This window comes from Exiguobacterium sp. s191 (genome assembly GCF_018618955.1).
Lineage (GTDB): Bacteria > Bacillota > Bacilli > Exiguobacteriales > Exiguobacteriaceae > Exiguobacterium_A > Exiguobacterium_A abrahamii.
Window position 1 is genome coordinate 1,492,271 of sequence record NZ_JACSNC010000001.1, and the last position, 14,817, is coordinate 1,507,087.

Consider the following 14,817-nt stretch of genomic DNA (forward strand, 5'->3'; position numbering starts at 1 on the left):
GCATTCGTTTACCGGATTTTAAATCAGGGAAAGATACCGTGAAACATTTCGTTAAGAGGAGGAGTTCAAGGATGGCACGTTTACCGATTGCAGGATTGTGTGAATTAGTACTTGAAGTCGAAGATATGGACCGTGCGGTTGGCTTTTGGAATGGGACACTAGGCATTCCAGTCGTCGAGCAATGGGCTCCTGAGGACGCTGAACCAAGTAAAGAACAATCTAAACAAGACGGGGTTTGGGCCACGTGGCTTTACATTGGCGGTAATACTCGACTCGGTCTGTGGCTGAAACGGGACTTTACGATGGAAGAACGGACCGTCAAACACTTACCAGTGTCCGAATGGGACACGTTGTACGATGAAGGTGGTGTCCATGTCCACTGTGCTTTCTACGTTGAGAAGGACGAGTTCCAGCAAGCCTTGAATCAATTGCGGGAAGCCTCGATCACCGTGAAGCTCAGAGAATGGGACGAACAGGAGACCTCGAATCAAAAAGAGCATTCTGCTTATTTCAAGGATACGGAAAATAACGTCATCGAACTGTACACGAAAAACATGGATGAAGCCTATGAAGACTTTTCCGGTCCACCACTTCGTGTCATCCGTGAAGTTGGGAATTAAATAGCATAAAAAAAGACGACTCCAGGCGGAATCGTCTTTTTTATATCAGTCTGCTTGTTTTAATAACGCATCCATCTTCGCTTTCGCGTCCCGCGCAAGGGCGTGTTCCGGCTGGTAGGCAAGAACGGCTTCGAGTTCTGCATAACAGGCTTCCTGTTGACCAAGGAAAGCAAGGGCAATCGCATAATTGTATCGTGCATCTGTATGCGTTTCGTCAAGCATCAAGACGTGCTCGAACATCTCGACCGCTTCTTCCAACTTCTCGTTTTGCGCTAAGGCAAGTCCGTATTGGAATGCGATCTCGATATCGACACCGTTTAATTCTGACGCGCGTTGTAGACGAGGTAAGCCACGTACTGGATCACCAAGTTTTTGATACGTCATCCCCAGCATGAAATGGAGATCCGCGTCGTCAAGTCCATATAATAACGCTGCCCGCAATGATTCCTCTGCTTCGACGAGTTTGTCGGCAGCAAAGAACAGCGCCCCTTTTGCATAATAGGCACTCGCAAACGTATTATCGATCATCAGTGCCCGGTCATAAAAACGAAGGGCACGATCAGCATCGTTCATCGATTGGAGTAATGTTCCAAGATTGACGTACGCTGTCGGATCTTTTGGATTTTCTTCGATCGCGTCGTTAAACGCTTGCGCTGCTAATTCATAATTACCAGCTTCTAGATGCCGGAATCCTACTTCATTATAGTTCATCTTCTTTTGCTCCTTACGCTAGATAAGCGAGGCGTTCGCCTGCTTTATAGGCTGCATCGATCGTCGCACCACCGAGGCAGATGTCCCCATCATAGAATACGACTGCTTGTCCTGGTGTGATTGCTCGTTGACGCTCGTCAAATGAAACATCGAGTCCATCTTCGAGGACACGAACCGTGACGGCTGTATCTTGTTGACGGTAACGGAATTTCGCCGTACAACGGAATGTCTCACCGACCGGACGCTCAGATGTCCAGCTGACATCTGAAGCAAGTAATCCTTCCGAATACAACAATTCGTTATGGAATCCTTGATCGACATAGAGGATATTCTCCTCTAAATTTTTCCCGACGACGAACCAAGGCTCTCCGTCGCCACCGATACCGAGTCCATGACGTTGCCCCATCGTATAGTACATCAATCCATCGTGACGTCCCATGACGTTGCCGTCAAGTGTCCGCATCTCACCGGGTTGCGCCGGCAGATATTGACCGAGGAACTGTTTGAAGTTCCGCTCGCCAATGAAGCAAATGCCTGTCGAGTCTTTTTTCTTCGCCGTTGCGAGGTTCGCTTCTTCTGCGATCCGGCGCACTTCTGATTTTTCCATGTGCCCGATTGGGAACATCGCCTTCGCGATTTGCTCTTGCGACAATTGATTCAAGAAATATGTTTGATCCTTGTTTGCATCAACGCCTCGAAGCAATTTATGTTCTCCATCCTCATAGACGGCACGCGCATAGTGCCCTGTCGCGACGAAATCGGCACCAAGACGCATCGCGTGATCGAGGAAGGCTTTGAACTTGATTTCCTTGTTACACATGACGTCCGGATTCGGTGTCCGACCGAGTTTATATTCATCGAGGAAGTACGTGAAGACTTTATCCCAGTACTCTTTCTCGAAATTGACCGCATAGTACGGAATGCCGATTTGATTGGCTACCGCGATGACGTCTTCATAATCTTCCGTCGCCGTACAAAAGCCGTTCTCATCCGTGTCATCCCAGTTTTTCATGAAGATTCCGATGACGTTATAGCCTTGCTCTTTTAATAAATGAGCGGTCACAGAAGAATCGACACCGCCCGACATCCCAACGACGACTGTCGTTTCACTCGGGGCTTTCGCTCGTGTATTCATTTATTTCACCTCTTAGTTAATTCTGAAACGATTTTACGACATCTTGCAAGGCTTGTGCGAGTAGTTCGACTTGCGCGAGCTCATTTCCGTGACCAAAACTGATTCGGACCGATGCTCGTGTCCGTTCATCTTCGCCATACATCGCCGATAAGACATGCGAAGGTTCGACGGATCCTGCCGTACATGCACTCCCGCTCGATACGGCCATCTGACGCATGTCAAGCATGATCAGGAACGGTTCGATTTCAATCCGCGGGAAGTAAAGATTGAGGACATTCGGCAATCCTTCAACGCCGTTGACTTCGTAAGTGACGCCACTTTCATCCAATCGCGTTAGTAAAACGCTGCGCAGTTGTTTGATGTGGTCCTGTTGTTGATCACGCTCTGCGATCATCAGTTCGAGCGCTTTCGCTAAACCGACGATTCCCGGTACGTTCTCTGTACCAGCACGACGCTTGCGTTCCTGTTCTCCCCCGAACGTTTGAGGCGCTAACTTCACACCAGTCCGTACATACAACAATCCGATTCCTTTTGGACCATTGATTTTATGACCAGACGCGGATAAGAGATCGACCTGTAACGCTTCGACATCGATTGCTTGTTTCCCGAACACTTGCACCGCGTCCGTATGGAACAAAATACCGCGTTCTCGTAAAAATTGACCGAATGCCGCAATCGGCTGAATCGTTCCGACTTCATTGTTGCCGAACATGATCGAGACGAGTGTCGTATTTTCCCGTACCGCTTCTTGCAAAGCAGCCATTGAGACGACACCTGTATCTGGAACATCGAGATACGTGACGTCATAGCCTTGTTTTTCGAGCTCTTCGAACGCATGTAATACAGCATGGTGCTCAAACCGTGTCGTAATGAGATGACGCCCTTTTTCACGCGCCGCCTCAGCCGCACCGAAAATCGCATAATTATCCGATTCCGTTCCACCACTCGTAAAAATCAGTTCGGTTGGTTTCGCATTCAATTCTTGTGCGATCTGCCGGCGTGCTTTGTCAATTGCTGCACGAGCAGACCGACCAGCCGCGTGAACACTCGATGGGTTGCCGTACTGTTCGAGCAAATAAGGCGTCATCGCCTCAAGGACTTCCGGACGCATCGGCGTCGTCGCCGAATGGTCAAAGTAATTCATTCGTTTTCACCTCTCAAATATAGAACATGTATCCTGTATCTTCTTCTTCCGCTAAGTCTTGTAGCGTTGTTGAATCGAGTACTTGATCGACTGCTTGCTGGATTTTATCCCAAAGTTTGCGCTTCGTGACCTCGTCACACGCATCGCCTTCGACGACCACGAGTGGTCCTTCAAGCAGACGGATGATTTCACCCGCTGTGATGTTTTGCGCTTCACGACCGAGCTTATACCCGCCGTAAGCACCACGGACACTTTTGACGAGACCTCCATTACGAAGGGGGGCAATCAACTGTTCAAGATAATGCTCAGATAAGTCATACATCTGCGCGATTTTTTTTAGGGATAATGGTTTAGATTCAGCTTCTTTCGCGAGTGCGATCATGATCGTCAGACCATATCGCCCTTTCGTCGAGATTTTCATCATGCGAAGGATCATCCTTTCTAGTATAGTAGTAGCTAAAAGTGGAAGGAGCGTATGTGTATGGCACATTTATTTGAATCCCAGTCACCTGCCGGACCGCTCGCGAATCGAATGCGTCCGCAGAATCTGGATGAAATCGTCGGACAACGCCATCTGATTGGAGAGACGACGCTCCTGCGGCGTGCCATCTTAGCCGATCGTCTCGGAACCGTCATTTTTTACGGTCCACCCGGAACCGGTAAGACGACGCTCGCGCGTGTCATCTCCAGTTATACGAAATCAGCGTTCGAGCAATTGAACGCGGTCACAGCGAAACTGGAACAATTACGGGAAATTCTAAAAGCGGCCGAAGCCCGTCTTCAGTTCGAGGATCAAAAAACAATTCTCTTTCTCGATGAGATCCATCGATTCAATAAGATGCAACAAGACGCCCTACTCCCGGCGCTTGAAGCAGGTACGATCACGTTGATCGGGGCGACGACTGAAAATCCGAGTTTTGAGGTCAACGCCGCTCTGTTATCGCGGGCAACGGTTTTTCGTTTCGAACCCCCGACGCCAGATGACTTACGGATCGTCCTCGACCGGACCCTAAAAGACGAAGAGCGTGGTCTTGGCAAATATCCGATCACGATCACGGATGACGCGATCGATCATTACGTCAAGTTGTCGGATGGCGATTACCGGGCATTGTTGAATGCGCTTGAACTCGCCGTCTTAACGACACCGGAAATCGATGGTCAGATCACGATCGATCTCGCTGTCGCCGAGGAATCGATTCAACAAAAAGCATTGAAGTACGATAAGGACGGCGATCGGCATTATGATGTCATCTCCGCCTTCATCAAATCGATTCGGGGTTCCGATCCCGACGCTGCGCTCTACTGGCTCGCTGTCATGATTGAAGCGGGCGAAAGTCCGCGCTTCATCGTACGGCGTCTCTACGTCCATGCGGCAGAAGACATCGGTCTGTCTGATCCGCAAGCGTTATTGATGGTCGATGCCTGTGCACGTGCGTGCGAGTACGTCGGTTTCCCTGAAGCAAGGATTCCGCTCGCTGAAACCGTCTTATATCTCGCGACGGCACCGAAATCGAATGCTGTCATCTCAGCGATCGATCAAGCATTGACACTCGTCCGTCGTTCAGACGGTGGTCCGGTACCGCCGCACTTGCGCGATGCCCATCATCCAGGGGCAGCAGCACTTGGAAATGGCGTCACCTATCAGTATCCGCACGACTTCGAACATGCCTATGTGCCACAGAATTACTGGCCGGAGAACCTTGCCCGGACAAAACCGGTCTTTTATCGTCCAAGCCCACGCGGTTTTGAGAAACAACTGCAAGCTCGACTTGATTTTTGGCACAAACAAACAGCCACACATCAGAAAAAGCGACCATAAGGTCGCTTTTTTTAACGAACGCGTTCGATCGTCACGCCGGCTTCACGGACGATCTCATTGATGACGTAGCTCGCTGCGATCAATCCACCAACTGATGGAACGAACGCATTCGAACTTGGCGGCATCTTTGCCTTACGAATTGCAGCCGCATCGTTTCCGACGACTTGACGGACTTCTTCGATGATCTTAACAGGCGGTTCATCAGAGAAGACGACAGGAACACCTTTATGAATACCGGCTTTCCGAAGTTTCGTCCGAATGACCTTCGCTAGTGGATCATAACTTGTATCTTTGATGTCAACGATCTTGATGCGTGTCGGATCCATCTTGTTCGCCATCCCCATGCTTGAGATGATTGGGATGTTACGTTTCTTACATTCCTGAATCAAGTGAATCTTGAACGAGACCGTGTCCGATGCATCGATGACATAATCCGGTTGCTGTTCGAAGAACGACTCGAATGTCTCTTCATTGTAGAACATCTTCAAGCGAACGATTTCAAGATCCGGATTGATTAACGCAAGACGTTCTGCCATCGCATCGACCTTCGGTTGACCAACCGTCGGAAGCAAAGCATGGATTTGTCGGTTGACGTTCGTGATGTCGATATCGTCCTTATCGACAAGAATCAAACGACCTACACCACTGCGGGCAAGCGCTTCTGCTGAGAACGATCCAACACCACCGATACCCAGAATAGCGACGGACTTGGATGCCAATGCGTCAAGTCCAGTTTTACCAATTGCTAATTCATTACGCGAAAATTGATGTAACATCTCATAACCTCACAATACTCATACTGTTTTACTCGGAATTATATCATAAAAAAAAACGTCATGCGACGTGTCAAACAACAAAATAATAAGACGATGGGACCCGAAGTGCCGTGTCGATACCTTATTTTTGAACCTGCTGTGCAGGTGGGTGTCTTATCCGATTCCTATTCGTACGTCCTCCTGCTGTGTTACGAGGCATGTACTACTAGTTGGAACGTCAAACTCCCTATCAAAAAAGAGTGGCTCAAAGATAAAAGGCGGCTCTCGTACAATTCAGGAACCCCATCTGATGCATTTAATATAGCATCCTCCCCTCTGAAATGCAACTACTTCCCACTCCAGAAAAAGATGCTTTTTTCAGGTCCAACGTTTCGTGAAGTGTTGATTCGGATCATATCGTTGTTGTTGGAATGCAGGATCGAATCGTGGTGTGCGTGTTGCATTCCCGACACCCGCGATGAACGCCCAGTTCCCATAGTTCGAAGCGACATCATAGTCGATCAACTGCTGTTCGAAATATCGCGCTCCGATGCGCCAGTCCTGCTTTAATTCATGAATCAGATAACTGGCAACGATCTGCCTGCCGCGGTTCGACATCCATCCCGTCTCGCGAATCTCGTTCATGAAGGCGTCGACGAATGGCACACCGGTTTTTCCTTCTATCCAACGTTCGACAGCTAGCTGGTCCGCCTTCCACGTGTATTGACCTTCTTGTAATCCGCTCGCACGGAACAGACGGCTTCCTGTCTCACGCATCGTCAAATGGAAGAAGTCACGCCATAACAGTTCGAAATACAACCAGTACGTCGATTCATTCGCTCCCTTTTTTCGCTCGGCTTCCTGCAATTCAGCCATGACGCGACGCGGCGAGAGTGATCCGTTCGCTAGCCAGGCAGACAGCTTCGAAGAATCATTTCGTAAGAACCCATTCCGTGTTTCTTTATAGGTGAATACAGGCTCAGCAAGGTATTCCTGAAGGCGCGCTCTCCCTGCTGACTCTCCACCACGGAACGGGAACGCGATTTCGGGATTCGCTTCGACCGATTCTTCTTTTACTAACTGAATACCGGTTGGTGGATCGAGTGGATCGTAGAAGGTCCCTTTCGCCTCGACACGTTTTCGAAATGCCGTAAAGACACGCTTTAATTCATCACTTCCGATATCTTCCCGTCGATGTAATGTCTGTGTCTCAAAAGAACGGACGGTATATCTGTCTTCGATATACTGCTCACTTGTCGCTTCTTCTGTTCCGGTCATCTTATGGAAATAGACGGTATCATCCGCTTGCAGATAAGAATCGAGTGTCTCATGCACCTTCCCTTCTAGAATATCTAGCGTGATTCCGATCTGAGCCAGATGACTCGCTAGGTTCTCTAGTGTCTCTTGTTCAAATCGCGCTTGTTGTGTACCTCTTTTAAAATCGCGTTTCTTTTGGTCTTTGACGTATACGGCACGAATGACGTCCTGTTCTTCACACGCACTCCGAAGTGCCTCATGATCATCGACACGTAAATCATGACGATACCAAACGACTGCTCCCATATTGATCGACTCCCTTCTCCTTATACTATGACCCGACCAAGGTAGATAGAAAACCACTTGATGTGCCGATGAGGTTTTAAGACGTTGTTTTCGTGGAATATGATTAGTACAACAAATCAGAGGAGTGAATGAATCAATGGCAGCAAAACGCGGTAAACTCAGAACATTAATGACGCTCGTAACGACGGTTGGTCCAATCGTCTATAAATTCTATAAAAAACAGCAGTCGAAAAAATCAATCAACAACCCTAAATAAAAAATGGACGTCTCCTTATCGGAGCGTCCATTTTTTAACGTTTACTTACCCCTTCACTCGCCTCTACATAAAACCGCCATGGATAGGCTGTCGCTTCTCCTGCATTCGGAATACCGATCCGTGTCGTCTGGACGACCGCGTCGACCGAGTCAGCAACGAGTCGGAAACGGGCTTGATAAAGATCCTGTCCCGAATCAGCTGTCGTTAGACCGAATCCTTGGCACAATTTCGCCGGTCCATTGACGAGATTGCGTCGTTGCGCCGCTGTCAACGCTGCGTAGGAACAACCAAAACGACGTTCAGCGACCCGATCGTGCCCATTGATGATTTCCGCACCTCGTAGCAACAGTCCGTATCCTTCCCCTTCGTGTCCACAAACGATATTCATGCAGTGATGCATACCATATGTGAAGTACACATAGAGATGCCCCGGTGGACCGAACATCGGTGCCGTCCGTTTCGTTGGTTTTCCGGAAAACGAATGCGCTGCTTGATCGTGAGGACCGAGATAGGCTTCGACCTCGACGATCCGCATCGTCACCTCATCGACTGTGATCTGTGTTCCTAAGAAATCTGGACCGACTTCAACCGGAGACCGTTCAAAAAAGTGTCGTTCCATCCGTTCACCCTCCTTCATGAAACAAGCGAACCTCCCATATCGGAAGATTCGCTTGTCGTATCTTAAGATTGTTTGACTGCTGTTCGAATCGAGAGATCGTTTAATTGCGCATCCGAGACTGGGCTTGGTGCTGCCGTCAACAGATCACTTGCTGATGCTGTTTTCGGGAAGGCAATCGTATCACGCAAGTTTGAACGTCCTGCGAGTAACATGACGAGACGGTCTAGACCAAGTGCGATCCCCGCATGTGGTGGTGTTCCGTATTCGAATGCTTCCATCAAGAAGCCGAACTGCTCGTTTGCTTCTTCTTCTGTGAAGCCAAGCAACTTGAACATCCGCTCTTGGATATCCCGTTCGTAGATTCGTTGTGATCCACCGCCGAGCTCATATCCGTTCAAGACGAGGTCATACGCGACGGCGAGGACTTTTCCAGGATCCGTCTCGAGCAATTCGAGATCTTCACGACGTGGCATCGTGAACGGGTGGTGGTTTGCGTAGAAACGACCATCTTCTTCTTCATACGTGACGAGCGGGAAGTCCGTCACCCAAAGGAAGTTGAAGACCGACTCATCGATCAAGTCTAGTTCCTTTGCTAACTTCTGACGGAGCGCACCTAAGCTGTCTGCTACGATCGATGCTTTTGCTGCGACGAACAACAATAAGTCGCCTGCTTCCGCATCTGTCGCCGCTGTCAGGCGAGCAGCTGCTTCTTCTTCGAAGAACTTCGCGATCGGACCGTTCAGTCCGTCTGCTGTCACTTTGACCCACGCGAGACCTTTTGCACCGTAGATCGCCGTGAATTCTTGTAACTTATCGATGTCTTTACGCGAGAAGCGCTCTGCTGCACCTTTAACGTTCAAGGCTTTGACTTCGCCACCTGCTTCTAGTGCCATGTCGAATACTTTGAATCCTGCCCCTTTGACGGCTTCCGCGACATCAATCAATTCGAGACCGAAGCGTGTATCCGGTTTATCCGAACCATACCGGCTCATCGCTTCCGCATATGGCATCCGTGGGAATGGTGTCACGATATCTTTATCAAGCGTTTCCTTCATGACACGCGTCATCATCGACTCCATCATCGCATACAAGTCTTCGATGTCCATGAAGCTCGTCTCGATATCGACTTGTGTGAATTCAGGTTGACGGTCTGCCCGTAAGTCTTCGTCACGGAAACAACGTGCAATTTGGAAGTACCGTTCAAAACCAGACACCATCAGCAATTGTTTGAACAATTGCGGTGATTGTGGCAAGGCATAGAACTCACCTGGGTGAACACGACTCGGAACGAGATAGTCACGTGCGCCTTCTGGTGTTGATTTCGTTAAGATTGGTGTCTCGACTTCCAAGAAGTCTTGCTCATCGAGGAAGTTCCGCATGATGTTCGATGCTTTCGAACGGAGACGGAATGTCTCTTGAAGCGACGGACGACGCAAGTCAAGATAACGATATTTAAGACGTAAATCTTCTGACGTCTGCTCTGCTTCTTCACTGATCGGGAATGGTGTCATCTTCGCTGCGTTCAAGATGACGACTTCATCCGCGACGACCTCGACTTGCCCAGTCGGGATGTTCGGGTTCGGATTCTCACGGGCGATGACGTGTCCTTTGATGTCGAGGACATACTCTGAACGAATCGATTCCGCAAGGCGATGTGCCTGCTCGTTTTCCGGTTGGAAGACGATTTGGACGATGCCACTACGGTCGCGGAGATCAAGGAAGATTAATCCTCCTAAGTCACGTCGTTTTTGAACCCATCCTTTAAGTTGAACGTGTTGTCCGATGACTTCTTCTGTCACCTGACCGTTCATATGCGTGCGTCCGATCATTGTGCTTCCTCCTTTAATTTCGCGACGATCGTATCAGCGACTGCTGATAACGGAACGTCCGTCTGTTCCCCTGTAGCCATGTTCTTCAGCGCTGCTGCACCACGCTCAACTTCTTCATCCCCGAGGATGACCGTATAGCGTGCTTTCAAGCGATCGGCTGCCTTGAATTGTCCTTTGAACTTTCGACCGAGATAATCCCGATCCGCGACAAGTCCTTCGAGACGCATCAATTGAAGGAGACGTGTTGCTGTCTTTTCGACTTCGTCACTGCCTTGCGCGACGATGAAGACATCGATTTGATCGTCGACTGGCGGTAAGACGTTCTCATTCTCAAGTGCCATCAATAAACGCTCGATGCCGATTCCGAATCCGATTCCCGGTGTTGCCGGTCCACCGATCTGTTCGACGAGACCGTTGTATCGTCCACCACCACATAATGTCGTGATCGCTCCGAAGCCTTCTGCTTCTGACATGATCTCGAATGCCGTATGGTTGTAATAATCGATTCCGCGAACGAGCGTTGGATCAACGACATACTCGATGCCGAGTGCATCTAAGTGAAGCAGTACTTCATCGAAGTAGGCTTTTGATGCCGAGTTTAAGTAATCGAGAATCGATGGTGCCGTTGCCATACTCGGGTGATCGCGGTCGACCTTACAGTCAAGGACACGAAGTGGATTCGTTTCGAGACGGTTCTGACAGTCCTGACACAACTCGTGAACGACCGGTTTGAAGTGATCGACGAGTGCTGCCCGGTGTGCGGCGCGACTTTCGTTATCCCCGAGTGTATTGATGACGAGCTTGAGGTGCTTCAATCCGAATGAACGGTAGATGCTCATCGCGAGACTGATGACTTCCGCATCGATCGCTGGTTGTTCACTACCAAGTGCCTCGACTCCATATTGGTGAAGCTGACGGAAACGACCTGCTTGCGGACGTTCATAACGGAACATCGGTCCAATGTAGAACAATTTCGTCGGTTGGTTCGGTGAACCGAACAGTTTGTTCGTCACGAATGAACGAACGACAGCAGCCGTTCCTTCTGGACGTAACGTCAACTGGTCTTTTCCGCGTTTCTCAAGCATGAACATTTCTTTTTGAACGATATCCGTCGTCTCACCAACGCCACGTTTAAAGAGTTCTGTCTCCTCAAAAATCGGCGTCCGGATTTCCTTATAGTTGTAACGCTTACTAATGTCACGTAATTGTTGCTCGATGTACTGCCAGCGTTCGACTGTTCCTGGAAGGACATCAAACGTACCGCGTGGTAATTTCATCTCAAATTCCTCCTTTTTTGAATACAAAAAAGTCCTCGTCCGCAAAGGGACGAGAACTTGAAGATCCCGTGGTACCACCCTGGTTGTCAAATCACATTTGACCACTCGGTGCAGTTAACGCCTGCGTACGACCTTCCCTACTATCAGTTCAGGAAGATACCTCGGAAGGGTCTTTCATCGAGTTCGTCTGTTCGCCCTTCCAGCCAAGGGGCGACTCTCTAAGCAGACAAGGTCTTGATTACTCCTCTTCGTCTTCGGTCGTATGAATCATTTGGTTACGTCTAATATTGCCTCGTCTCTCGGTTCCTGTCAAGCGTTTGCTTCTTTTTCAAGAATCAATGTCACCGGTCCATCATTGACGAGCGCGATATCCATCATCGCACCGAACTGACCTGTCTCGACCGTCAGTCCTTGCGCACGAAGACGTTCATTGAACGCTTCATACAACGCGTTGGCAAGATCCGGTTTCGCTGCTTCCGTGAACGCTGGGCGACGTCCTTTTTTGACATCACCATACAGCGTGAACTGTGAGACGGATAGAATCTGACCGTCGACATCTTGCAACGAACGATTCATCCGTTCCTCTTCATCTTCAAACACGCGGAGTCCTGCGATTTTATCAGCTAACCAGTTCACCTGATCGATCGTGTCTTCGTGCGTGACACCGACAAGCAAGAGAAAACCTTGCTTGATTTGACCGATGATCTCCTGATCGACTGTGACACTTGCTTCTTTAACTCGTTGTAATACGACTCGCATGACTCATCCGCTCCTTACGTCATCATGACGCGATGTACAGCATACACGTCAGAGATTTGTTTGATCCGATCGACGACTTTTTGTAAATGGTTGACGTTGTTGATCGCGATCGTCATCGTGATTTTGGCTTGTTTACTGTCGTCGCCTTTCCCGCTGACGGCAACGATGTTCGTATTCGTCGCAGATACCGACTGCAGGACATCGTTCAATAATCCAGCCCGGTCGAATCCGGAAATTTCGATTTCGACGTTATAACTCTTAACGGCTTTGCCTTCGTGTTCCCACTCGACTTCGAGCAAGCGTTCTGGATTTTGTTCATGAATGACGTTCAAACAATCCGTCCGGTGAATCGAGACACCCCGTCCACGTGTGATGTACCCGACGATATCGTCCCCTGGTACTGGATTACAACAACGACTCATGCGAACGAGCATGTTATCGATTCCTTTGACACGAACACCTTCTGGATTTTCCTTCTTCGGACGATCGAACGTCTTCATCTCACTGATCGCTTCGTTCAGTTCAAGATTTTTAGATTCTTTGTCTTTGCGTAACTTTTCCGTCAATTTATGAGCGACTTGGGCAGCTGTCAGACCATGATACCCAACGGCAGCATACATGTCTTCTTCTTGCGCGAAGTTGAACTTCCGCGTCACGTCTTCGAGCGTCTTCTCATTGATGACTTCCTTCGGCTCGAATCCGAGTTTCTTGACTTCTGCTTCGATCAGTTCCCGTCCCTTAGAGACGTTCTCTTCGCGTTGCTGACGTTTGAACCATTGACGGATCTTGTTCTTCGCCTGACTCGACACACAAATCTTGAGCCAGTCCTTACTTGGACCATAACTGTGTTTTGATGTGACGATTTCAATGATGTCACCTGTCTTCAGCTTATAATCAATCGGTACCATCCGTCCGTTGACTTTCGCTCCGATCGTCCGGTGACCGATCTCTGTATGAATCCGGTAGGCATAATCAATCGGAACAGAGCCTTTCGGCAATTCGATGACGTCGCCTTTTGGTGTAAAGACGTACAACATGTCACTAAAGAAGTCGACTTTGACAGATTCCATGAATTCTTCAGCATCCGCCGTATCCTTCTGCAACTCAAGGATTTCCCGGAAATGGGCAATCTTATCCTCAAAGCCTGATTTCGCTTCCTGTTCCTTGCCTTCTTTATACGCCCAGTGAGCGGCAATCCCGTACTCGGCAATAAAGTGCATGTCCCGTGTCCGAATTTGGACCTCGAGCGGCTCGCCTTTCGGTCCGATGACCGTCGTATGCAGCGATTGATACATGTTCGGCTTCGGCATCGCGATATAATCCTTGAAACGTCCCGGCATCGGTTTATATTGCGTATGAATGATTCCGAGAACAGCGTAACAGTCCTTGATTGAATCGACGATGATGCGCACAGCCATCAAGTCATAAATTTCGCTGAACTCTTTTTTCGAGTTTTGCATCTTGTTATAAATGGAATAGATATGCTTCGGACGTCCATCGACTTCCGCTGCGATTTGTACATCATCGAGTACTTCGTTGACCTCTTCGATGACCGAACTGACGAGCGCTTCGCGTTCCGTCCGTTTTTGTTTCATCATTGAGACAATCCGGTAGTACTGTTGTGGATTGATATAACGCAAACTGATGTCTTCGAGTTCCCATTTGATCGTCGAGATCCCGAGACGATGCGCAAGCGGTGCAAAGATTTCGAGCGTCTCTTCTGCCTTTTGCACCTGTTTTTCCTTGACCATATGCTGCAACGTTCGCATGTTGTGCAGACGGTCAGCCAGTTTGATCAAGATGACGCGAATGTCTTCTGCCATCGCGATGAACATCTTCCGGTGGTTTTCAGCCAATTCTTCGCGTTTCGATTTATATTTGATTTTCCCGAGTTTCGTGACGCCGTCAACGAGCATCGCGACGTCGGGTCCGAATCGTTCCGTTAATTCTTCGAGTGTAATGTCCGTATCTTCGACGACATCATGAAGAAGCGCAGCGACAATCGTCGTTGCATCCAAACCAATATCGACTAAGATACCGGCAACTTGTACCGGATGAATGATGTAGGGTTCACCAGAACGGCGGAATTGCCCATCATGTTCGTCTTTCGCGAATTGGTAAGCCCGTTCGATGTCTTTGACTTCAGCTTGCGTCATGTATTCCGCACATCGAGCGAGAAGGTCTTCTACATTTACGATTTGTTTGTTTGTCATCCCTTTTCCTCACCCAGTCCCCGGGATCGTCTGCAACGGAATCCCTAATATATAGTTCTTATTATCGTGAAATCTTGAGAAGATGTCAAAATAAAAAGAAATACCCCCTTGGTCACC

The 14,817-nt window shown here is 48.9% G+C and carries 13 protein-coding genes, 1 other RNA gene and 1 other annotated feature; of the genes, 2 read left to right on the forward strand and 12 right to left on the reverse strand.

What is annotated here, in order from left to right; translation table 11 throughout:
* The first annotated feature begins 71 nt into the window (after positions 1 to 71).
* Positions 72 to 620, forward strand: coding sequence for a VOC family protein (locus KNQ09_RS08045; RefSeq protein WP_023468914.1), 549 nt, complete (start codon positions 72 to 74; stop codon positions 618 to 620).
* 45 nt (positions 621 to 665) lie between these two features.
* On the opposite strand, the gene KNQ09_RS08050 is transcribed toward KNQ09_RS08045, so the two are convergent.
* The 4 genes from KNQ09_RS08050 to cymR are packed head-to-tail and all read right to left on the reverse strand — an operon-like array spanning position 666 to position 4,031.
* Positions 666 to 1,331, reverse strand: coding sequence for a tetratricopeptide repeat protein (locus tag KNQ09_RS08050; protein WP_064299569.1), 666 nt, complete (start codon positions 1,329 to 1,331; stop codon positions 666 to 668).
* 13 nt (positions 1,332 to 1,344) lie between these two features.
* Positions 1,345 to 2,466 (reverse strand): tRNA 2-thiouridine(34) synthase MnmA, encoded by a 1,122-nt coding sequence (mnmA, locus tag KNQ09_RS08055; RefSeq protein WP_064299568.1) that lies wholly within the window; start codon positions 2,464 to 2,466, stop codon positions 1,345 to 1,347.
* 16 nt (positions 2,467 to 2,482) lie between these two features.
* Positions 2,483 to 3,610 (reverse strand): cysteine desulfurase family protein, encoded by a 1,128-nt coding sequence (locus tag KNQ09_RS08060; RefSeq protein ID WP_214858081.1) that lies wholly within the window; start codon positions 3,608 to 3,610, stop codon positions 2,483 to 2,485.
* Between the two features lie 13 nt (positions 3,611 to 3,623).
* The gene (gene cymR, locus KNQ09_RS08065) at positions 3,624 to 4,031 is read right to left on the reverse strand and encodes a cysteine metabolism transcriptional regulator CymR (RefSeq protein WP_029342236.1); all 408 of its coding nucleotides are present in this window, start codon (positions 4,029 to 4,031) and stop codon (positions 3,624 to 3,626) included.
* A 60-nt stretch (positions 4,032 to 4,091) separates the two neighbouring features.
* Here cymR and KNQ09_RS08070 point away from each other — a divergent pair, with 60 nt between their 5' ends.
* The gene (locus KNQ09_RS08070) at positions 4,092 to 5,429 is read left to right on the forward strand and encodes a replication-associated recombination protein A (protein ID WP_214805223.1); all 1,338 of its coding nucleotides are present in this window, start codon (positions 4,092 to 4,094) and stop codon (positions 5,427 to 5,429) included.
* An 11-nt stretch (positions 5,430 to 5,440) separates the two neighbouring features.
* On the opposite strand, the gene KNQ09_RS08075 is transcribed toward KNQ09_RS08070, so the two are convergent.
* The 8 genes from KNQ09_RS08075 to KNQ09_RS08110 form a co-directional block, all read right to left on the reverse strand.
* The gene (locus KNQ09_RS08075; RefSeq protein ID WP_023468920.1) at positions 5,441 to 6,205 is read right to left on the reverse strand and encodes a tRNA threonylcarbamoyladenosine dehydratase; all 765 of its coding nucleotides are present in this window, start codon (positions 6,203 to 6,205) and stop codon (positions 5,441 to 5,443) included.
* 93 nt (positions 6,206 to 6,298) lie between these two features.
* Positions 6,299 to 6,488, reverse strand: a non-coding RNA gene (gene ssrS / locus KNQ09_RS08080) — 6S RNA.
* A 74-nt stretch (positions 6,489 to 6,562) separates the two neighbouring features.
* Complete coding sequence (locus tag KNQ09_RS08085; protein WP_214858084.1) at positions 6,563 to 7,747, reverse strand: DASH family cryptochrome; 1,185 nt, start codon at positions 7,745 to 7,747, stop codon at positions 6,563 to 6,565.
* Between the two features lie 290 nt (positions 7,748 to 8,037).
* On the reverse strand, positions 8,038 to 8,622 hold the full coding sequence (locus KNQ09_RS08090; protein ID WP_214858085.1) for a DNA-3-methyladenine glycosylase: 585 nt from the start codon (positions 8,620 to 8,622) through the stop codon (positions 8,038 to 8,040).
* Positions 8,623 to 8,684: 62 nt separating this feature from the next.
* Positions 8,685 to 10,451, reverse strand: coding sequence for an aspartate--tRNA ligase (aspS, locus tag KNQ09_RS08095; protein ID WP_214858086.1), 1,767 nt, complete (start codon positions 10,449 to 10,451; stop codon positions 8,685 to 8,687).
* On the reverse strand, positions 10,448 to 11,728 hold the full coding sequence (gene hisS / locus KNQ09_RS08100) for a histidine--tRNA ligase (RefSeq protein WP_214858087.1): 1,281 nt from the start codon (positions 11,726 to 11,728) through the stop codon (positions 10,448 to 10,450). The genes aspS and hisS overlap by 4 nt, the downstream gene beginning before the upstream one ends.
* A 42-nt stretch (positions 11,729 to 11,770) precedes the next feature.
* Positions 11,771 to 11,992 (reverse strand) — a binding site (T-box leader).
* 45 nt (positions 11,993 to 12,037) lie between these two features.
* A complete protein-coding gene (gene dtd / locus KNQ09_RS08105) occupies positions 12,038 to 12,487 on the reverse strand; it encodes a D-aminoacyl-tRNA deacylase (protein ID WP_064299562.1) in 450 nt (149 codons plus the stop codon).
* Between the two features lie 14 nt (positions 12,488 to 12,501).
* Positions 12,502 to 14,700 carry a RelA/SpoT family protein gene (locus KNQ09_RS08110; protein WP_023468927.1) on the reverse strand — a complete coding sequence of 733 codons (2,199 nt, stop codon included), beginning with the start codon at positions 14,698 to 14,700 and terminating at the stop codon, positions 12,502 to 12,504.
* Positions 14,701 to 14,817 lie beyond the last annotated feature (117 nt).